General features: G+C 57.8%; 17 protein-coding genes. 11 read left to right on the forward strand and 6 right to left on the reverse strand.

The genetic code is table 11. The annotated features are described in order from the left end of the window. Nucleotides 1-160: 160 nt before the first annotated feature. The 4 genes from K529_RS05565 to K529_RS05580 form a co-directional block, all read right to left on the reverse strand. Complete coding sequence (locus tag K529_RS05565) at nucleotides 161-1,414, reverse strand: winged helix-turn-helix domain-containing protein (protein ID WP_227512276.1); 1,254 nt, start codon at nucleotides 1,412-1,414, stop codon at nucleotides 161-163. Between the two features lie 124 nt (nucleotides 1,415-1,538). Next, entirely contained in the window at nucleotides 1,539-4,253 is a 2,715-nt protein-coding gene (locus K529_RS05570) for an EAL domain-containing protein (protein ID WP_005632836.1), read from the reverse strand. A gap of 173 nt (nucleotides 4,254-4,426) precedes the next feature. Further along, nucleotides 4,427-5,488, reverse strand: coding sequence for a sulfotransferase (locus K529_RS05575; RefSeq protein ID WP_005632833.1), 1,062 nt, complete (start codon nucleotides 5,486-5,488; stop codon nucleotides 4,427-4,429). Continuing rightward, nucleotides 5,481-6,074 carry a TetR/AcrR family transcriptional regulator gene (locus K529_RS05580; protein ID WP_005632830.1) on the reverse strand — a complete coding sequence of 198 codons (594 nt, stop codon included), beginning with the start codon at nucleotides 6,072-6,074 and terminating at the stop codon, nucleotides 5,481-5,483. The genes K529_RS05575 and K529_RS05580 overlap by 8 nt, the downstream gene beginning before the upstream one ends. 133 nt (nucleotides 6,075-6,207) lie before the next feature. On the opposite strand from K529_RS05580, the gene K529_RS05585 reads away from it, so the two are divergent. The 6 genes from K529_RS05585 to K529_RS05610 all read left to right on the forward strand — a co-directional run bounded on the left by K529_RS05585 (nucleotide 6,208) and on the right by K529_RS05610 (nucleotide 14,882). Then, nucleotides 6,208-7,191, forward strand: coding sequence for a 3-oxoacyl-[acyl-carrier-protein] synthase III C-terminal domain-containing protein (locus K529_RS05585; protein WP_005632827.1), 984 nt, complete (start codon nucleotides 6,208-6,210; stop codon nucleotides 7,189-7,191). Continuing rightward, complete coding sequence (locus tag K529_RS05590) at nucleotides 7,191-8,123, forward strand: NAD-dependent epimerase/dehydratase family protein (protein ID WP_005632825.1); 933 nt, start codon at nucleotides 7,191-7,193, stop codon at nucleotides 8,121-8,123. The genes K529_RS05585 and K529_RS05590 overlap by 1 nt, the downstream gene beginning before the upstream one ends. After that, on the forward strand, nucleotides 8,111-8,893 hold the full coding sequence (locus K529_RS05595; protein ID WP_046002177.1) for an MBL fold metallo-hydrolase: 783 nt from the start codon (nucleotides 8,111-8,113) through the stop codon (nucleotides 8,891-8,893). Before K529_RS05590 ends, K529_RS05595 begins: the two co-directional genes overlap by 13 nt. Further along, nucleotides 8,890-10,155 (forward strand): F390 synthetase-related protein, encoded by a 1,266-nt coding sequence (locus K529_RS05600; protein WP_040642335.1) that lies wholly within the window; start codon nucleotides 8,890-8,892, stop codon nucleotides 10,153-10,155. Before K529_RS05595 ends, K529_RS05600 begins: the two co-directional genes overlap by 4 nt. Nucleotides 10,156-10,956: 801 nt before the next feature. Continuing rightward, the gene (locus K529_RS05605; protein ID WP_228707420.1) at nucleotides 10,957-13,854 is read left to right on the forward strand and encodes an HYR domain-containing protein; all 2,898 of its coding nucleotides are present in this window, start codon (nucleotides 10,957-10,959) and stop codon (nucleotides 13,852-13,854) included. 140 nt (nucleotides 13,855-13,994) lie between these two features. After that, complete coding sequence (locus K529_RS05610) at nucleotides 13,995-14,882, forward strand: DNA adenine methylase (protein ID WP_005621459.1); 888 nt, start codon at nucleotides 13,995-13,997, stop codon at nucleotides 14,880-14,882. Nucleotides 14,883-14,963: 81 nt separating this feature from the next. Here K529_RS05610 and K529_RS05615 read toward each other — a convergent pair whose 3' ends face one another. After that, on the reverse strand, nucleotides 14,964-15,722 hold the full coding sequence (locus K529_RS05615) for an alpha/beta fold hydrolase (protein WP_046002176.1): 759 nt from the start codon (nucleotides 15,720-15,722) through the stop codon (nucleotides 14,964-14,966). Nucleotides 15,723-15,960: 238 nt separating this feature from the next. Between K529_RS05615 and K529_RS05620 the strand changes: the two genes are divergently transcribed. Together K529_RS05620 and K529_RS05625 are read left to right on the forward strand one after the other, a co-directional pair. Continuing rightward, complete coding sequence (locus tag K529_RS05620) at nucleotides 15,961-16,434, forward strand: cupin domain-containing protein (RefSeq protein ID WP_005621453.1); 474 nt, start codon at nucleotides 15,961-15,963, stop codon at nucleotides 16,432-16,434. Nucleotides 16,435-16,721: 287 nt separating this feature from the next. Beyond that, the gene (locus K529_RS05625) at nucleotides 16,722-17,087 is read left to right on the forward strand and encodes a hypothetical protein (protein WP_005621451.1); all 366 of its coding nucleotides are present in this window, start codon (nucleotides 16,722-16,724) and stop codon (nucleotides 17,085-17,087) included. Here K529_RS05625 and K529_RS05630 read toward each other — a convergent pair. Further along, complete coding sequence (locus K529_RS05630; protein WP_005621448.1) at nucleotides 17,041-17,970, reverse strand: DUF817 domain-containing protein; 930 nt, start codon at nucleotides 17,968-17,970, stop codon at nucleotides 17,041-17,043. The genes K529_RS05625 and K529_RS05630 overlap by 47 nt on opposite strands. 146 nt (nucleotides 17,971-18,116) lie before the next feature. Between K529_RS05630 and K529_RS05635 the strand changes: the two genes are divergently transcribed. The 3 genes from K529_RS05635 (at nucleotide 18,117) to K529_RS05645 (ending at nucleotide 19,866) form a co-directional block, all read left to right on the forward strand. Further along, nucleotides 18,117-18,713, forward strand: coding sequence for a TetR/AcrR family transcriptional regulator (locus K529_RS05635; protein ID WP_040642338.1), 597 nt, complete (start codon nucleotides 18,117-18,119; stop codon nucleotides 18,711-18,713). 94 nt (nucleotides 18,714-18,807) lie between these two features. After that, nucleotides 18,808-19,488 (forward strand): PspA/IM30 family protein, encoded by a 681-nt coding sequence (locus tag K529_RS05640; protein WP_005621443.1) that lies wholly within the window; start codon nucleotides 18,808-18,810, stop codon nucleotides 19,486-19,488. Between the two features lie 90 nt (nucleotides 19,489-19,578). After that, on the forward strand, nucleotides 19,579-19,866 hold the full coding sequence (locus K529_RS05645) for a YiaA/YiaB family inner membrane protein (protein ID WP_005621440.1): 288 nt from the start codon (nucleotides 19,579-19,581) through the stop codon (nucleotides 19,864-19,866). The last annotated feature ends 70 nt before the right edge of the window (nucleotides 19,867-19,936 follow it).

A 19,936-nucleotide genomic window follows, 5' to 3' on the forward strand; every position in this document is an offset into this window, starting at 1 on the left:
CCAATTATGCGCCAAGGCACTGATATAAAGCAGAATATTGCGGGATTGCAAATCGGTGTACACCGGTTCGATTCCGGTACTCGCCTCCACAATATGCCAAGCAATGAGATGTCAGTCGGTTGGCTTTTGAGTGGATGCTCGCTCAGCCAGATATGGCTTTTTATTCCAGCGCCCAGATGACCTCACTCAAGCCCGCGAGTTTGGCGAGCCGCTTCAATTCCGCCTCGAGCTTGTCTGTGCGTTGTTTCGTGTGCAGGCGTGTGTCTTCGGTCCAAAACTTGGTCAGCGTAAGTGTGCCTTTTGCGCGATCGCCTTTGACCTCTATTCGGCCGACCATCCGGTTCCCCTCTAGCAAAGGGTAAATGTAATACCCCCATTTTCGTTTCATGGCCGGGACAAACATTTCGACGGTATAGTCAAAACCAAATAGTCTCGTGAGGCGCTTGCGGTCACGAATGGCCGGATCGAACGGGTTGAGTATGCGCAGTCGGGACGTTGGGGTTTGCAGTGTTCTGATCCGCTCCTCGATATCTGCACAAGCCACTGCTTTGGTCCAACTGCCATCTGCGCCTTGTATTTCAGTTTCGATCAGGTTTTTGGCATCACTAGTCCACCAAGATTGGACTTCTGCTCTCTCGCAGGCCTCCCAGAATTTATGGATTTCACCTAGAGTCCCAAAACCGATCCTGTTAACTGCGGTGCGGCAGAGCTGGGTGATTTGCTCCGTGTCGCTGAGTTCGGGCATATCCTGCGGGTACACGCGTTCGGCCAGGTCATAGTATTTGGTAAACCCGTCTCGATGCGATGTCGCCAATTCGCCAGAGTACCAAAGATAATCGAGCACCATCTTGTGAGGCGGACGTTTCCACATCGTCTTTTCGCCTGAAATTTTGGTCTCAAAGTCTTTTGTCGACAGAGGGCCGTGTTCTCCAATCCGACGCAGAACCTCGTCGATCAGTTCTGGTTCGAGATACTTGCCAAACCAGTTTGAGCGGCCGACTTGAGCTTTTTTGCGCGAGAATTGACGCTGCCACATGGGGAGGAATTCCATGGGCAAAACAGAAGCATCATGGGTGAAATGTTCAAACACCTGCCGTGTGCTGCGAAGCAAAGGGTCCAACATGTGTTCGCGATAGTTCTGATTGCGGCTCCACAGGATATGGTGATGGGCACGGGACACAACTTGAATGGTATCGAGTTGCACAAATCCCAGCTGTTTTATCAACTGCGGCGTGTCCAAGGGTCCCGTCGGCGCGTGCGCGAGGCCATGCGATCCGAGCCACAGGGCGCGGGCGGTGTGATTGTCGATTTTTAACCGGGCCAATGCGCTGCACTCCTCCACGTTCTGGATTTGTTTCACAAACGAGGGGCTGACGAAAGGCGTTTCATTTGAAATCTCACGTAATTCCGGCACGGTCTTGGGGTGGTATTGCTCCGATTATATGGGCTTCTCGGCCCGGCGCGGACAGAGATATCCTTTGTAAGGCTATAGACGGGCCGCAACGACGCGTGTCCTGTGCTTAGGAATTGGGGCGTCCTTAGCCGACCTGCATGAACGACTGACCAGAATTCCAGTCCTGAGCCCAAGCAAGGAAACTATCGCGATCCATTGGGCGCGCGAATGCATACCCTTGCAAGACGTCGGCCCCAAGATCAGAGAGTATCTTGGCTTCGGCCTCAGTTTCCACGCCCTCCACAACCGTTGCAGCACCTGCGCTTGTGGCCATTTCGATCAATCCACGCATCAGATCTCTGCGCGCAGGCTTGCTGTCGATACCGGCCGTGAACATACGATCAATCTTGAGCCTGTCGGGGCGCAGCGCCAACACGCCTGCGATACTGGCATGCCCTGTGCCAAAGTCATCAATTTCGATCCCAATGCCCATCGCTTTCAGGGCGTCGATTTGCTTGGCGTAATCCTCGTCGACATGATCCAGAAACACTGTCTCTAGGAGTTCAAAAGCTAAGCCGCTGGCGGGGAGGTCCGTGCGTTGCTTTAACTCTTCAATCAAGCCCGGATGCCCCAGCCGTTCTGCAGAGACATTCACCGATATGCTGGGTAAGTTAATGTTATGTTGGGCGAATTCCCAATAAGCAGCAAGCGCAAGGTCCAAAATTCTCCGATCCAGCTCCGCCAACATGTTCACTTCTTTGGCAACGGATACAAAAACATCTGGGCCGACGATGCCGCGCTTGGGGTGGTGCCAGCGGGCCAAAGCTTCACAGCCAGCAATCGCCCCGGTTTTTCCATCGATTTGCGGCTGGAAGGTCACTTTGATTTCATCGTTTCGGAACGCCTGCTTAAAGTCCCGGATCAGATCCATTTTTTCATCATGCGCCGCGCCAATGTCGGTGGAGTACGCGTTGACACAGGATCGCCCGTCGGCCTTTGACGCATAAAGAGCCAGATCGGCGCGCCGCAGCGCGGAAAGAAGCGTTTCATCGCGCTCGCAGAGTGCAAACCCAATGGAGACACCAACCTCAAGCTCGACGTTCTTGTAGCGCACAGGCTGAAGCAGTTCGAACAGTAGGTCGGAGCAATACTCAAACGCCTCTGCCTCGCTTCCGGAAAATTCCACCAGCAAGGCAAACTCATCCCCTCCGATGCGGAAAGCGAAATCACATCCGGGCTGGATCCTGTCCGAAATTCGCCGTGCAGCCTGTTCTAGGACCAGATCGCCCACTTCGTGGCCATAGGTGTCGTTGATATATTTGAAACGGTCCAGATCAAGCGCGATAACCAGCGTTCCGGCCTGCTGAGCTGTCGCAGGCGCTGCGGCAATTTCCTCAAGGTGCTTGCGATTGCCCAGACCGGTGAGTTTGTCATGTCGGGCCGACCAGGCGCTCTCCTCCTGAGCCGCGCGCATCGCCTCAAAGGCTTCTTCCGCCATCTCCCGGCTCATACGCTCCTTGCGGATTGAGGCCATGCGCTGGTCAATCTCGTCTTCAACGCGGTCGAGAACACGGTTGTAACGATAGGCCAGCACGCCCAATTCTGACGAGCGTTCGATGCGCACGCGGCTGCTGAACGATCCGGTTCGCTGGTGACGTTTCATTTCTTCCAGCAATTCCAACAACATGTTTCGCTGGTTGTTTTCTGCTAGGTTGAGGCCGCGCACTTCATCTCGGGGGCGTGCGCGCAGAAGGCCGCGGGCTTTTAAGAGCAGGATCAAGGGCGTCATGCAGGATATGACCCAGATCCCGACGGCAGCTGCGCCAAAAGCCTGCACGCCAAGCTGGGCAATCCGGCTGCCTGCAGGCAGTGCATCCAGTGGAGCCGCGAAGGCCACTGCCAGCGTGCCCAAAAGACCCGCCGCCAGATGAACAGGGATTGCGCCAACAACGTCATCGATTTCCAGCGCGTCCAATATATCACGCGCCACAATGACTGCTACGGCGCCAGCGGCGCCAATCAAGAAGGCTGTCGGCCCGGATATCAAATGGATGCCAGCGGTGCTTGCTACAAGTCCACCGAGGAAACCATTGACCAAGAGGTCCGCCCTGACACAGCGAAAGATGCCAAGGCCGATGGCGATGCTGGCCAAACCCGCGCCTGCAGCGGACAGCATTGTACGGGCGATGACAGGGCCGACATTCGTGTTAAAGGCCAGCGCCGATCCGCCATTGAAAGCCCCCCAGCCAACCCAAAGCAGCAGCCCGCCCAGTGTGACCAGCGAGATGGAGTTTTCCTCAAAAAAGCGGTTCTTTCGACCGTAGCGCCCAAGCCTTGGACCCAAGAAGATCACGGCGACCAAGGCCGTCCATCCGCCCACGCTATGCACAACCGTTGCACCAGCAAAATCGATGAATCCGAGTTGTCGGAGCCAACCCGCCTCATTCCAGATCCAATGACCGGCAATCGGATATATGAAGGCGCTGAGTGCGATCGACACAATCATATAGCCTAAAAAACGCTCCCGTTCGGCGACCGCGCCGGAGACGATGGTGGTGGCGGTGGCAGCAAAGGCCATTTGAAACAAGAAGATCGCGGCTGAATGACCTGTGGCGTTGTCGAGCCGGGGCAAAAAGCCACCAGTCCCAAAGAGGCCCCCAAAGCTGGTGCCGAACATCAGGCCAAAACCTACCAGCCAGAAGCATGTGCAGACGACGCAGACATCCGCCATATTTTTGAGCGCAACATTGGCGGCGTTCTTCGTCCGGACGGTGCCGGACTCTAGGCAGAGGAACCCGGATTGCAGGACAAGCACAAGAAGTGCTGAAATTAGCATCCAGACAGCGTCAATTTCTGACATGAGCACTCACTCGCAACACACAACAAACCGTTCCGACCTCCATTGTGACGTCAGCAGGTCAAAATACAGTTACTTTCTGAATGTGTTTTGACGGCGTTGCGCCGCGAGGGGATGTGGTGATGGAGCGAGCCAAGTGGTTGTATCAAGATGGAAAACAAACCTGAGATGTCGGTTTAACCGTCGGTGCGCGACGATGCCCTGTGCGATTGAAACTCTCGAATGGCCAATTCACCGCGGGCGCATCCCGCATAAAGAGCCTCACGTTCCGTGCTTGTCAGGGTGGCTATCTTGGATGGGCGTTGCTCTGGCAATTGGCTTGCAGCTTCAACCCATGCTTCAGGTGCATCGCCCAAGAGATATTGGCCAAGGTGGGTGATTTCCTGCCGTGGCGCTGCGCAAAGCTCTTCGTAGGAAAGCACCATCAGATCCCGCCCCATTAGGGTTTGAAGGCCGGTTTCCATCATCGCCGACCAGAAGGCCGCGCTGTCAGTCAGGCTCGGGCGCTTTGCCAATATGCTGCGCAGGCCGAATACGCTGCCTAAACGTTCGATCACGGGCCATAGTGCGCCGCGACCGTAGTGGGTTTGGGGATCGAGAAGATCGATCCCAAATGGGCGTAGGTGCCGCCACATCCAGATTGCCACGCGGGTGGCCGGGTAGTCGCGCATCGAGAGCACCGTGTCAGGCCCATTTCGCAACAGCAAGACCGGGCGCGCTTCGGGAAACATATCGAGGAGCGTCTTGGCAGCCACCAATGAGCCTCCGGAGCGTTCGACCCAGATCTGCTTGCCGCCCTGATTATTCGCAAGGCTTTGAAATAGCGCCCGATACTGATCACCTATGTCCCTGCGGTTCCACTGTGGGATCTCGGAGGCGAGTTGAGCAAACAGCGCGTCCGGAGAGTGCGAGAGGTGTGGCAAGGTGATCGCTAATATGGGAGGGCAGAACCACGGGTCATGCGCTGGGGCTTTAACGCGCCCATAGAGGAACTCATTGGGCGCGCTGTCGGGGTTGCCGATCTGTGATAAGGCGCGCGAGGGTTTGGACAGATTGTGCCAGAATGTCTCTCCGCTCAGTTGATCTGGCCGAAAGGCATTTGGCCCAACAGTCGAGAACAATTCCGACAGCGACAGGATCGCAGGGTGCAGCCGCAGAATATCGGAAACCAAAGTTGAGCCACATCGGGCGGAACCAAGGATGAATCCACCCGTCAGTTTGTGAGCAGGGTTATGCATCGCTTGCATCCTTGAGCGCGCTCAGCATTGTGCTCACCGCCGCGTGTGCCAACGCCTTTGGCGACCTAGGGGACACCATATCCAGACGCCCAATCGCGGCCAATGCGACCACGCCGTGAACGGAAATGAACAACTCCTCAGCGCGTTCGGCTGCATTCTCGGAGGGGGCCAGCGCTGCTATGGGATGCGCAATTTTTGCCAGCAGGGCATTGATTGCGGCCATGTACCACTGCGGAAAAACATCCGTGACCCGGTCTCCCTCAAAGAGGCCGCGCCAGACACCCTTGCGCTCTAACATAAAGTCCACATAGGCCTCCGCCAGTGCGTAAAGCCAAGGTTCCGGCGGCGCATCCGGCAAGGCATTGATCATTTCGCCCAGCTCCCGAAAGGTGTCGCGGTTTACCTCGATCAGCACGCTGTGGAGATCCCCGAAGCTGGCGTAAATCGTGCCGCTCGTAGCACCTGAGGCCTGCGCCAATGCGCGCGCCGTCAGAGCAGGGGGGCCACCTTCTTCCAGCAAGCCTCTGGCGGCGGAGACCACCGCGGCCCGCAGTGTTTCGGGATGATATTGCCGGGGCCGTGCCATGTGGATCTCCAGTTTTGGAAAGGCCCATAATTGGAATGGGCGCTGGGTATTTGAACAATGTTCTGAAATGATCTTGACGATCCGGTCGCATATGTCAATATTTTAGAACGATGTTCAGAAATGGATTGTTTCTATGTTTCCGATCGCGCTTACCATTCAAGGAACGGGTAGCTATCTGCCTGAAAATAAACGTCTCAGTACGGAGATCGATCGCCGCCTTGGTTGGGAGGACGGGCAAGTGCAGGCGCGGTTTGGTCTTGAGGGCCGCGCGGTCGCGACGCCTGATGAAACCAGTTCGATGATGGCGACAAAAGCTGCGCGCCGCGCAATGGATATGGCCGACTGCGGGCCGGAGGATCTGGACCTGATCCTCGGTGCCTGTGGCGTGATGGAGCAGCCGATTCCGTCAACAGCCGTGCTGGTGCAGGATCGCCTTGGTTTGGGGCAATCCGGCATTCCGGCCTTTGATATCAATGCGACCTGCCTTGGGTTCTTGCAAGCGCTCGATGTGGCGGGCCTCTGGGTGGCAGCGGGACGCGCGCGGCGTGTGTTGATCTTCTCTGCCGATATCGCATCGGTGGGGTTGAACTGGTCGCACCCCGAGAGTGCCGCGATCTTTGGCGATGGGGCAGGGGCGGTTGTGGTTGGCGCGGGCGAGGGGGCTGTGCTGTCACATGGCTTTGCAACCTATTCTGAGGGAAAGCAGGCCTGCGTGTTGGCAGCGGGTGGCACACGGGTAAACCCAGTGCGGGGCAGCGATGAGGGAGACAATTGTTTCCAGATGGACGGAGCACAAGCCTATCGACTGGCCGCACGCTATCTGCCGGACTTTCTGACCGATCTGCTCAAACGCGCAGGTCTTGAGCGTGATGAACTGAATGCCGTCTTGCCGCATCAGGCCAGTGCTCAGGCGTTGCGTCTGATGACGCGCGCATTGCACCTGCCACAAAGCAAGGTGGTGGATATCTTCTGCAACCACGGCAATCAGGTGGCGGCCTCCATTCCAACGGTTCTGGACCACGCGGTCCGAAATGGGCGTTTGCAGCGTGGCGACAAGACCTTGTTGATCGGAACCTCTGCCGGGATTTCGATTGGCGGAACTGTGGTGCAGTTTTGATGCGTGCGCTGATCACAGGGGCGAGCGGCTGTTTGGGTCGCGCCTTGGTCGATGAACTTTCGCGTCATGGCTGGCAGCTGCGCACTACGGCGCGCGTACCTGCTGATCTCCCCGATTTTCACCCTGCAGATTTGGTTTGTGATGATCTCCTGCCGCTGACCCAAGGCATGGATGCTGTGTTTCATTGCGCGGCCCTTAGCGGCGGTTGGGGCAGTCCGATGGAGTTTGAGGCCGTGAATGTTACTGCAACGCAGCGTTTGCTGCGGGCCGCGAAAAAAGCAGGCGTCGCGCGTTTTGTTTTTGCCTCAACGCCAAGCATCTATGCGGATGGGCGAGATCGGCTGAACCTCAGCGAAGACGCCGAACTCCCGCCGCGCGCTCTGTCGCCTTATGCTGAGACTAAACGTCGGGCAGAGGCGTTGGTCTTGGCCCCGGATGGAGAGATGCGCTGCACGGCCATCCGTCCGCGCGCCATCTATGGCCGCCATGATCGCGCATTGCTGCCGCGCCTCAGCGCCGTCATGGCGCGCGGGTTTGTTCCGATGATATCAGGAGGCCAGGCCAAGATTGACCTGACCCACCGCAGCGATGCCGCCCGTGCAATGCGATTGGCTGCGGCAGGTCCTGCAGGTGGCGTATGGAACATCACCTCTGGCGAGGTATTCAGCTTTCGCACGCTGGCAGATCTGGTGGCCCGCCATGGTGGCTATCAGCCGCGACGATTGCCGCTCCCCTATCCGCTGGCCTATGCAATCGCCTCGTTGTCAGAACGGCGCGCGCTTTGGATGGGCGCGGGTGAGCCAGCTTTGACCCGTCAGGCGGTGGTGTCGCTGGGGCGCTCTTTGACGCTCGATATCAGTGCCGCGCGCCGAGATCTCGGGTATCGGCCTTTGGTGACATTGGAAGAGGGGCTGTCGGAATGCTTCGCGTGACATCTATGCGCGTCGGCAGTTGCCGCGTGCGTCCGTTTGCAGCGGGGCTGGCTGGGTGGCGAAAAGTTGATCTGCCTGCTTTGGCCACGCTGATTGAAGCCCCAAACGCTAACGTGCTGGTTGATTGCGGCTACGGTCCGGCGTTTTTTGATGCCACGCATCGCTTTCCCGCGCGGGCCTACCGGGTCGCAACGCCGGTTCAATTGCCCGATCATGAGCACATCACGTCTCAGCTCGATTGTTGCCCGGATCTGATCGTGTTGACACATATGCACGGGGATCATGTGGCAGGGCTGATGGATCTGCCGCGCGATGTTCCGGTCTGTGCGTCGGGCGCTGCAATTGCCCATTTGGCGACATTACGCGGGCTGAAAGCCACGCTTGAGGCCTGTCCTCCGATCTTGCGCGATGGGGTTCTGGCCCGCGCGCCGCAGCCCGTTGAGGACCAAGACCTTATTGAAACCGAGTTACCTGAATTTCCGCAGGGGCGTGATCTGCTCGGCACGGGCGAGATAATCGCCATTCCCTTGCCCGGGCATGGTGTTGGGCAGATCGGGATTTGGGTGCCGCAAACGGCTCATTTCCTGATTGCCGACGCCGCCTATGGACGCGAGGCGCTGCGCACGGGCCGCATGCCCCCCGCTTTTGTGCTGCATCGTTTGGGGGATGCCGCGCGGTATCGCGACACTTTTGCGCGGTTGCGGCGGCTGATGGGCGCGCGGCCCGATATTACCTTTGTGCCGTCTCACTGTCGGGAGGTGATCACATGAGCCTCGGGGCTTTTGTGCGGACCCGGTATGGCGCAGGCTGGCGCACACGTGCGGCGATTGAGGCGCATCAACGCGCTGGCTTTGCGCGTTTTCGGGCCAACGTGATGCCGCGCTCGCCGTTTTATGCGGCGCACGCGGATCGGCCCCTGCAGGATTTGCCGCCCATGAACAAGGCGCGGCTGATGGAGAGTTTCTCTCGGATCAACACCTGCGGGATCGCTTATGATGAGGCGCTGCATGTCGCGTTGAAAGCAGAGCGCAGCCGTGATTTCAGCCCCACCATCGGCGACGTGTCCGTGGGCCTGTCGACCGGTACCTCGGGGCAGCGGGGGCTGTTTCTGGCGACCCCCCAAGAGCGGCGCCTGTGGGCTGCGATCCTGATGGGGCGGTTTTGGCCAAATCTTATGCAGCGCCAGCGCGTTGCGTTTTTTATGCGTGCGGACAACGCGTTGTACCGAACTTTGAGCAATCCACTGGTGCGGTTTGAGTTCTTCGACATGCTCAGCCCGTTTGAGGCGCATCTACGCCGGCTGAACGACCTTGCGCCAACGGTGGTGATTGCGCCAGCAAGCCTGGTGCGTCATCTGGTACAGGTGCAGAACGAGGGACGTATCGGGATCGCTCCGCACAAAATCATCTCCGTCGCGGAGACGCTTTGCCCCGATGACAAAGCCCTGGCCGAGGCGGCGTTTGGCTGCAGGCTCGATGAGGTCTATCAGGCGACGGAGGGGGTGCTGGCCTTTACCTGTCCTGCAGGATCGCTGCACCTCAATGAGGGATGGTTACAAATTGACCGGGATGTGATCGATCCGGATACGGGTGCATTTTGTCCGATCATTCATGACTTTACCCGAGAGAGCCTGCCGATTTTGAACTATCGTCTGAATGACGTTCTCCTGCCTGAACCTGCCCCCTGTGCGTGCGGGTCCGCCTGTCTCCGGATCGCCCGGATCGAGGGGCGCGAGGATGACATGCTGTGGTGGCAGGGCGAGAATGGCCGCAAGATGGTCCCGGCAGAGGCCGTCCGCAGTGCGATTGCCGCGATGCGGGCCTCCGTACGGGATTATTCCATCATTGAGAAACAGGGCGTGCTCACCGTTTGGCTGGATCACCCCACCGAAGGGGCCACAGCTGAGGTCGCGCATGCGTTGCAGAAACTTGCGCAGCGACTTAAGGTCTCTTTGCCCGCGCTTGACATACGTGTTGGCTGCCCGCCGCGAACCGAGTTTAAGCACCGCCGCATTCGTGTTGAGCGTCAGTAAGCCGTCAGAATAGGACAGGACCTGTCACCCCGAGCAGCGCACGCGTATCTGTCCGAAAGGGTGAGGGAGAGTATTTCGGCGTCATGACCTGAGCATCCAGAGACTGAAACCTCATCTTCAAATGTACAAAATTGGAATTTGAGGCTGAAGGTTCATACATCGCTTTAGTCAAAGTTTGGCCGCGGGAACCCTGCTTCATAAGATAGATCTGCGTTCATCTATACGTAGGCATATTTTGTTCAGTGACCTGAAATTGTTCACTCATATTTAAGTGTTTACCCTTACACCGCTACCAGGAATTTCCCTTCACAAAGCAAGTGATGGCACCAGCTGATGTTGTCTCACATTTCATTATTTGAAATTTGAGACAGCGGGTGCTGCGGCCGATATAAAATGGAGACAGCATTGACCCTAAAAACATTGGCCAGATTAAGCGCTTCTGGTGCGATTATCGTATTACCGACATTGGCATATTCGTTCTCTGCGAGCGATGATGTCAGCCGCAGTTTTTCAGTCGACGGAACAGGGTGTATATTTAATGCCCAAGTGAGATCTAGCAATGGTTTCGCAGCCGTTTGGATCAATGCGGGTTCAACGATTCAAGTATCTGGCGGTGCATATCATGAAGCAGATGGTAGTATTCGTACGACATATAGCCCGATATCAGCGACCGAACTCGCTGGGTGCTTAGATACGGATGTTTCCAACATTAGCAACTTTACACAAACTGGTGCGGTAACGTCGTTTGATGACGACACCTACATGGGCATTAGTTTCGATCTGCTTCAAGAAACCAGTTATATGGATGCAGGGAGCTATGAATTCTCGACCGCTCGCAGCACCTTGGTTACCGCAGATAACACAGCCCCCGTGCTGACCGCACCGACAACTCGTAACCTTGGCACCGATACAGGTAAGGCAACGGCGTCGTTAGATGTGACGTCGCTCGGGTCGGCGAGTGATAATCGCGACAGCACGGTTGCCATTATCTATAAGATCGGCAGCACCACACTGACCGGCGCGCATGATTTTCCGCTAGGCGACACCACCGTGACGATGGACGCCAGCGATGAGGCGGGGAACGATGCCACGCAAGTGAGCTTTATTGTGCGGGTTTCAGATGATGAAAACCCTGTCCTTACCGCGCCCACAAACCAGACGGCCACTGCGGCATCTGGCGACAATAGTGTGTCTGTTGACGTTACAAACCTTGGCTCCATAAGCGACAATGTCGATGATGATCTCGCAATCACCTATCAGGTCGGCAGCACGGTCCTGAGCGGAGCACATGATTTCCCAATCGGTGAAACTACGGTGACACTGGATGCCACTGATGCGGCGGGCAACGATGCCACGCAGGTCTCATTCACCGTGACCGTGGCGGATGGAACGGCACCTGTCCTGACTGCACCCGCACAACAGACTGCGACAGCGGCCACCGGTGCCAGCGCAGTCTCTTTGGATGTGACCGCTTTGGGTTCGGTTTCCGACAATTATGACACCAGCGTTGCGGTCACCTACCGGGTTGGCAGCACCGTTCTGACTGGGGCTTATGATTTCCCGATTGGCGAAACCACGGTGACAATGGACGCAAGTGATGCAGCGGGCAATGACGCCACCCAAGTATCCTTTATCGTGAAAGTTTCCGATGGCACCGCGCCAGTGTTGACGCCGCCGTCCAACCAGTCCGCAACCGCCGCATCCGGAGAGGATACGGCTTCACTGGATGTTACCGGGTTGGGCTCGGTGAGCGATGATGTCGATACAGAGGTCGAGATCACCTATCAGGTCGGCGACACTGTCCTGAGCGGAGCGTATGATTTCCCGATCGGTGTCACCACGGTGACAATGGACGCCAGCGATACGGCTGGAAATGCTGCCACGCAGGTCTCATTCACCGTGACTGTCGATGATGGCACCGCGCCTGTATTGACCGCTCCAGAAGATCAAAGCGCAACAACCGCATCGGGCGAGAGCACCGTGTCTTTGGATGTCACCGCGCTTGGCTCTGTGAGTGACAATGTCGGTGGCAGCCTGTCGATCACCTACCGGGTTGGCAGCACCGTTCTAACGGGGGCTTATGACTTCCCGATTGGCGAAACCACCGTGACAATGGACGCAAGCGATGCAGCGGGCAATGACGCCACCCAGGTGTCCTTTACCGTGACGGTTCTGGATGGGACGCCGCCGCCGCCGCCAACCATCAGCGACGTGACCATCAACTCAGATAAAACCGTGACAGTGAGCGGAACGGCGCAATCCGGTGCGACGGTCACGGTGACATTCCCCGATGGCACATCGGTGGATACGACGGCCTCTGGCTCATCGCAATCCTCAACTGCAGATTCTGCCCGCAGCTATGCCGTCACCACCGGGACTTATTCTGCAACATCTGCCTCTGCTCAGCCCAGTGGGTCCGTCACCGCAGTGGCCTCCACAAGCGGTGGTGGTGCCTCGGCGACCGCGACTGTGACGGTGGACACGACATCCCCCGATGTGGTGTTGAGCGGCGGGCCAAGTGATGGCATCGGCGCGCAGGAGAGCTTTGCAATCACCGTGACTTTTAGCGAAGGGGTGACCGGCTTTGCGACGTCAGACATCGTGACCCAAAACGCAAGCGTGCTGTCTGTTTCAGGGTCGGGCACCGATTATATCGTGCAATTGCGTGCCTCCGGTTCCGGTGCTGTCACCGTGCAGATCCCTGCGGGTGCCGCCGAAGATGCCGCAGGAAACGCAACCACCGCATCCAATATCTTGCGCTTTGATGATCGCACGATTGTCGAAACACAGGAGCAGATCGCCGGGTTCCTCTATAATCGCGCCAACCAACTGATCGCCAACCAACCAGAATTGATCGGCTTTCTATCGCACTCTGATGCGGGGTCGGGGGCAATGCAGGCACATGTCACCCGAGGCGCGGGTGACTTCAACCTGACCTCTCGGTCTGGCCTGCCAATTTGGTTCCGCCTGCAAGGCAGTTGGAGCGAAGAGGACCAGTCTGAGACACGCTATGCGTTTGGTGCCGTCGGTGGCCATCTGAATGTCAGTGACCGGTTCTTGTTGGGGGCGATGCTGCAATTCGATCACCTCAATCAGGACGAAGGCGCGCGCCGTATCGAAGGGACTGGCTGGCTGGCAGGTCCATATGCGGTAGCGCAACTCTCGGATCAGGCCCTTTATCTGGAGGCGCGCGTCCTCTACGGGCAATCGGCCAACAGCATCTCGCCCTTTGGTACTTATGAGGATGATTTCGACACCACTCGTATGCTGGCCCAACTGCGGCTTGCAGGCGAGGTGGAACATGGCGAGACCACCTTCACCCCTTATGTGGACGCCGCATATGCCAATGAGGAGCAAGAAGCCTATGTCGACAGCCTCGGCAACAGCATTGGCGCGCAGAAAATCCATCTGCGACAGGCGACCTTCGGTGTGGGTTTTGCACGTCATTTCGCAACCGGAGGCGACGCTGTGGCTGAACTGACCGGTGGTCTGGCCGGGGTATGGTCTGCCACCAGTGGGACAGCAGTCGCGGAAACAGTAATCCCAGCCTATACGGGCTGGCGGGCCAAAGTGAACCTTGGTGTCCGCTATCAATGGGCCAACGGTAGTCGTTTCGCCATCTCTGCGCGCTACGATGGGCTTGGCAGCGAAGGCTATAAGGATTTTGGCCTGACCATCGACTACAGCCTGCGCTTCTGACCAGCGCTCAACCCTAAGAAGAGGCTGCGAGAGTGGCCTCTTTTTTCTTTGCTGTTTTGCACTTGCCCTCATCGCTCTGGCAGGTTGCGACGAGATCGCGTATTTCTCCGCAAACCCAAGCGTTAGACCAGAGGGCGCGGATGACATCTGAAACCACGGATTTGCCGCGGGTGAGCGATCCCAGCCCACCACCGCCCTTCAAGACGCAACTGCTCAAATGGGTTGGCAACAAACAGCGCTTCGCCCATGAGATCGTGGCGCATTTGCCAAAAGACTACGGCACATATTTTGAACCATTTCTGGGGGCAGGCGGCGTGATGGCAAACCTGCGCCCGCATCGCGCGGTGGGCTCCGATATCTATGCCCCGCTCATCGACATCTGGCAGGCCTTGCACGACGATCCGGATCGTCTCAATCGCTGGTATCAGACCCGCTATCGGAGCTTTATGGCGGGCGACCGCGTCGCCACCTATGAGGCGATCAAAGCGCGCTATAACGCTGCTCCCAATGGTGCGGATTTCCTGTTCCTGTGCCGTGCCTGCTACGGCGGTGTGGTACGCTTTCGGCGCAAGGATGGCTATATGTCCACGCCCTGCGGCAGCCATCCGGTGATGAAGCCGCATAAATTCGCAGAACGGGTCGAGATGTGGCACGACCGCATGTCAGGCGCGCGTTTCGCTTGTCTGGATTACCGCGCCGCCATGGCGCAGGCGCGGGCAGGCGATGTGATCTACTGCGACCCGCCCTATGCGCATTCGCAAACCATCCTTTACGGTGCGCAGGCGTTTCGGCTCGAAGAACTCTTCGCCACGATCGCGGCCTGCAAAGCGCGCGGGGTGCGGGTGGCCATGTCAATCGACGGAACCAAGAAATCCGGCGATATCTACTGCGATATTCCAATCCCACGGGGGCTGTTTGACCGCGAGATCCTCGTCAATATGGGCCAGTCAATGCTAAAGCGTTTCCAGATGAGCGGTCAGCGGATGGAGACAGAGATGGTGCGGGACCGGTTGCTCCTCACCTACTAATCCGAGCCTCTTCTAACACCAAATATCCCGGGGGAGGCCCCAATAGGGCCGGGGGCAGCGCCCCCAATACCGGTGCCGCGATCACGCGTTCAGGAAGCTGCGCACCGTAGCTTCGAACTCACGCGGTTTTTCGGCGTGCAGCCAATGGCCTGCACCGGGGATCTTGGCAAAGCGAGCGCCCGGAAACAGCGATTTGATACGGCCGCGGTGCTCTGCCAGCACGTATTCCGAATTGGCCCCGGTCAGGAACAAGGCCGCGCCGTCCCAATGGGTTTCAATCTCCGGAAACGACAGGATATGCGGCATCTCGCGCTCCAATGTGTCGAGGTTCAACCGCCAGCATTTGTTTTCCACATCAAGGGACTGGGTGAAAAAGCTCTGCAGCATCGCGTCCACGCCAGCCTCTGCCAGCTGTTCTTGCGCGTCCGAGCGGCGCGTCACGCGCGACAGATCCACGCTGCGCATGGCGGTGATGAAATGCGCCTGAGTGTGCTGGTAGCTCACTGGCGCAATATCGGCGACCACCAGACGGTTCACGGCCTCCGGGTGGTGGAGTGCCAGTACCATCGCCGCCTTGCCGCCCATGGAATGTCCCACCACATCCATGCGGCCGCCATGGGTGGCGATCACCTCCGCCAGATCCTCAGCAAGATCGACATAGGTGTGGCTCTCGGTCTGCGGACTGAGGCCGTGGTTGCGCATATCCACCGCAATCACCTGCCGTTCGTCCGAAAGCCGCTTGGCAATCACCCCCCAGTTGCGCCCGGAGCCATAGAGGCCATGGGCAATCAACAGGGGTGGTTGGTCGGTCGGGGTGCCATGTAGGATCGTGTTCAACATACCGCGGTGATAGCCACAACAAGCGACGGTGTCAGCCCCCAACCGCGCACAGTCCTTGCATGTAAGTTGATCGGGCGATCTCTGGAATTGTGCCTAGAGCCAAACCTGATCACGCCATGCTGCAGAAATGAACAACTTGTTGCGAAAGGGAAATCACCTTCTCCAACAGCAAAGCATATGAACCTAAGTTGCAGATGATAAAACTGTCGAAGAGAAAACTATTTCGGGACAAACTGTGATGCCAGTGTTCAGCAAGGAAACCGCCAAATCCGACAGCAGTGATGGCGAAGGGGATCCGTGTGGTCCATACCGAGCGCTTTTGTTTAGCGACAGCGGGGGCTTGACGCAGTTTGGTGCTTTTGAAGAAACCTTGCCGCCGGGGTCTTCTTCGTCGGTTAAGCACTGGCATGCGGGGGAGGACGAGATGGTTTATATATTAGAAGGCGAGGTCACTCTTCACGAAGGCGACGACAGCGTTGTTATGCGTCCGGGCGACGCCGCAACATTCAAAGCCGGTGATCCAGTTGGACATTGTATGCAAAACAACAGTGACACAGCGGTTCGGTATCTCGTGATTGGTACGAGGTCTCCGCGTGACGTTGTGACCTATCCCGATCACAATCGCATTTTGCACTTCGACAGGGAGAGCGGGAACCGCCGCTGGACGGATCATGCTGGATCTCCTGCTGATACCCCTTATCAAACGGACTAAAGCGATATTTTGCAGCTATAGAAGAGGGGGGTGACGCAGTTTGCCTGAGTGTTGCGGTCCATGGTGCGAAGCGCTGCATCAGATAACATAGGCCCCACCACCTTCATGGATTTACGCGCCGAGTTTGCATTACTTGTGTGAGTCTTCGATTATGTCGGGGGGCGACAGCCGATCCCATTCGTCATCGCACGCAGTATGAGTTTCACTACCAGCCTAGCCATTGAGATCATGCAAGGCTGCCGCTATGCTCGCGCCTGCTGTAGCGTTGCCGTTAAGGACTTCTCCCCATGAGCGAAACACTTGAGAGCGAGTTGGATCAACTTCGCGCGTTGCTGGAAAAGCGGCTGAAGCTCTCGGGGGAGCTATCGGAAAGTTTGCGCCGTGCCCGGCGTCATTTGCCGCATCGGTTACGCAAAGCGGCGGATGATCTTGTGTCCGCGGAGCAGAGCTTTGCTCATCCACGTCTGGCTGCGGCGTTGGATGAGGACCGACTGGTCAAGAACGCGCGTCGCCTGCGGGCTTATCTTGCGGAACTCGACCTCAAGGACAGGCGCAAGGGGCGCCTTCTGGATATGGCCGCTACCTCTGCCTTTGCCGTATTGTGCGTCATAGCGCTTCTGGTGGTCGTGCTGCGCTGGCGGGGGTTCGTCTGATCCCGTGTGACCCGACCGGGCGGTAAGGCGCGTGTGAGAGCGCGTCGCGCACCACCAAGGTGACGGTGACAAAACTCACATACAACAGCAGATACCAGCTGCCCATCTTGGCGATACTGACCCATTGATCACTGTCCTGCCCGGCATAGAGCCATGTGCGCGTGCGGGTGCCGACGTTTTCCGCCACCCAGAGGAAGAAACTGGACAGGAAGGCCGCCAGTGGCAGTGGCATCCAATAGGCGTGGCCGCCGATGTAGAACCAGATCCGGGTGCGGATAAAAATCACCACCGTGGCAACAAACAAAGCCAGCCTGATGTCCGGCAGGAAATGGTGGCTGAAGAAATTCACGTAGATCGCCACCGCAAGGCCCGTCGCCATCCAGAGCGGCGGATAGGGGGCAAAGCGCATGTCAAACAGGCGGATCACCCGCGCCATGTAGGACCCCACCGAGGCATACATGAAACCCGAGAACAGCGGCACGCCCCAGAGTTTCGCCAGACCGTCCCCGGGATAGGCCCAGCTGCCGGCATCGACCTTGAAAATCTCCATGATCGTGCCGGTGAGGTGAAACAACAGGATCACCCGCACCTCGCGCCAGCTTTCCATGCCAGTGGCCAGAAACACCACCTGCAGCCCCAGCGCATAGATCAAAAGCGCATCATAGCGCGCCAATGCCCAGTCCGCTTGCCAGATGCGACTGGAGATCAACAGCCCACCCAAAAGCAGGATACCAAAGATCGCAGCCCAGCCCTGTTTCAGGGTGAACATCACGAATTCCGACAGATAATGCGGCAGCCGTGCGCGCATCCAATCCCCAAGGGCGCGCTCAAGACGGCGTGTGCGGGTGACGCTGGCGGGCGGATGGGGTGTCTGCTGGGTCATATGAGGGAAATGACTGCAAAACTGGCATGAAGTCCATGTGCTTTTGGTGCGCGGAGGGTGTTTGAAGCCGGGATTTGCATTTGGGGGGACATGCGGCCTATAGACGGACGTAGCGTGAACGCGGTTCAAGAAATCGGATGGGTAAGATGACAACAAAGGCAGAGCAGCGCAGGGCGGACCTTCGTGAGAAGCTGGTGAATGCAGCAGAAGCGCGTATCCGCGACGCAGGCGTGACATCGCTCAGGGCGCGGGATCTGGCCAAGGATGCAGGCTGCGCGGTGGGGGCGATCTACAATGCTTTTGACGATATGACAGCCTTGGTCATGGCGGTAAACGGGCGCACGTTTCAGCGCCTCGGGGCAGAGGTCGAGGCCGCCGTGGCCGCATCACAGGATGCGGTCGCCAGTGAACGGCTGATCCGGATGAGCGAGGCCTATCTGGACTTTGCCAGCGCCAACAATCGCCTTTGGCGCGCTTTGTTCGATCTGGAACTGCCAGCCGATGGGGCGGTGCCCGATTGGTATCGCACCGCACTTGATCGCTTGTTTCAGCATATTGCCGGCCCGGTTGCCGAGCTGTTTCCCGATCAGCCGCGCGCGGAGCAGGCGCTGACCGTGCGGGCGCTGTTTTCTTCTGTGCATGGCATTGTGCTGCTGGGATTGGAAAACCGCATCTCTGGCGTGCCACCGCAAGAGATCCGGCGCATGATTGCACTGGTGCTGTCACAGTTGACGGTAAGGTAAACCTTACTTTTGTGAACGTTGTTCATTTTTGTTCTTGAACGGCGTTCAGGGATGCCGTACATCCTCCATATGAACGATGTTCACGAATGGAGGAATGATCGTGTTCTCAACGCTCAAAACCCTGATGGTCGGTGCAAACCGCCGCGCCGAAACCCAAGTGCGCCAGCAATTTTCCATCGAGTTGATCGAGGAAAAGATCGCCCAGGCCAATGATGATCTGAAGTCGGCCAAATCCACACTGGTCAGCCTGATCCAAAAGGAACGCGCCGAAGGGCGTCAGATTGCAACGCTGACAACGCGGATCAATGATCTGACCCTCCGCGCCAAAGCCGCACTGGTAGATGGGCGCGACGACCTGGCGACAACCGCCGCAGCCGCCATCGCCGAGATGGAGAACGAACGTCGCTTGCGTCAGGAGACACAAGCGCGACTGGAAGCCCGCATTCTGCGTCTGCGCCAATCCGTGGAAACCGCCAGCCGCCGTTTGATCGACCTGCGTCAGGGGGCCATCGCCGCCAAGGCCGTGCGGGGCGAGCATCGCGCGCAGGCCTCTCTTGGAAGTGCGCTCCACGGGCGGCCAATGGATGAAGCGGCGGAGCTTATTCAGGAGGTGCTGGGGCAGGAAGATCCCTTTGAGGCCTCGGAAATCCTCAACGAGATTGAAACCGGCCTGACGCCCCATTCCGTTGCAGATCAACTGGCAGACGCGGGCTTTGGCGCGGCCACCCGCAGCACTGCCAATGATGTGCTGAGCCGTCTGAAATCCGACAGCTGACCTAAAATCTCTCCGGGGTAAAGACGCCCCACTTCACCTGGGCAAACGCCCGGTTTTACGTGACTAATTTCAAATCAAAGGACCTGACTTATGTCTAACATGCGCAACGAAAACGCCCTGATCACCAACCTCAACATTGCTGGCGTCGTAATCGCTTATGGGATGCTCGGCATTTCGCTCTGGCTCTCGACCGAGGTGCCGCTGTCGACCAAAGGGTATTGGGGGATGGGTATCCTTCTGCTGACCCTGAGCCTCATCAACGTGGTGAAGTACCGCTTTGACATCCGCCAGAGCGAAGACCGTATTCGCCGCATTGAGGACATTCGCAACGAGCGCATGCTGGAAGACGCGCTGAAAGAGCCGACGTCCGAGGGATAAGTTCCTCTCTGGATCGTGCGATCAGACAACAAAAAACCGCCGCGCTATTTAGCGCGGCGGTTTGATTTTT

Origin of the sequence: Tritonibacter mobilis F1926 (assembly GCF_000376545.2) — a bacterium.
Taxonomy (GTDB): Bacteria; Pseudomonadota; Alphaproteobacteria; order Rhodobacterales; family Rhodobacteraceae; genus Epibacterium; species Epibacterium mobile.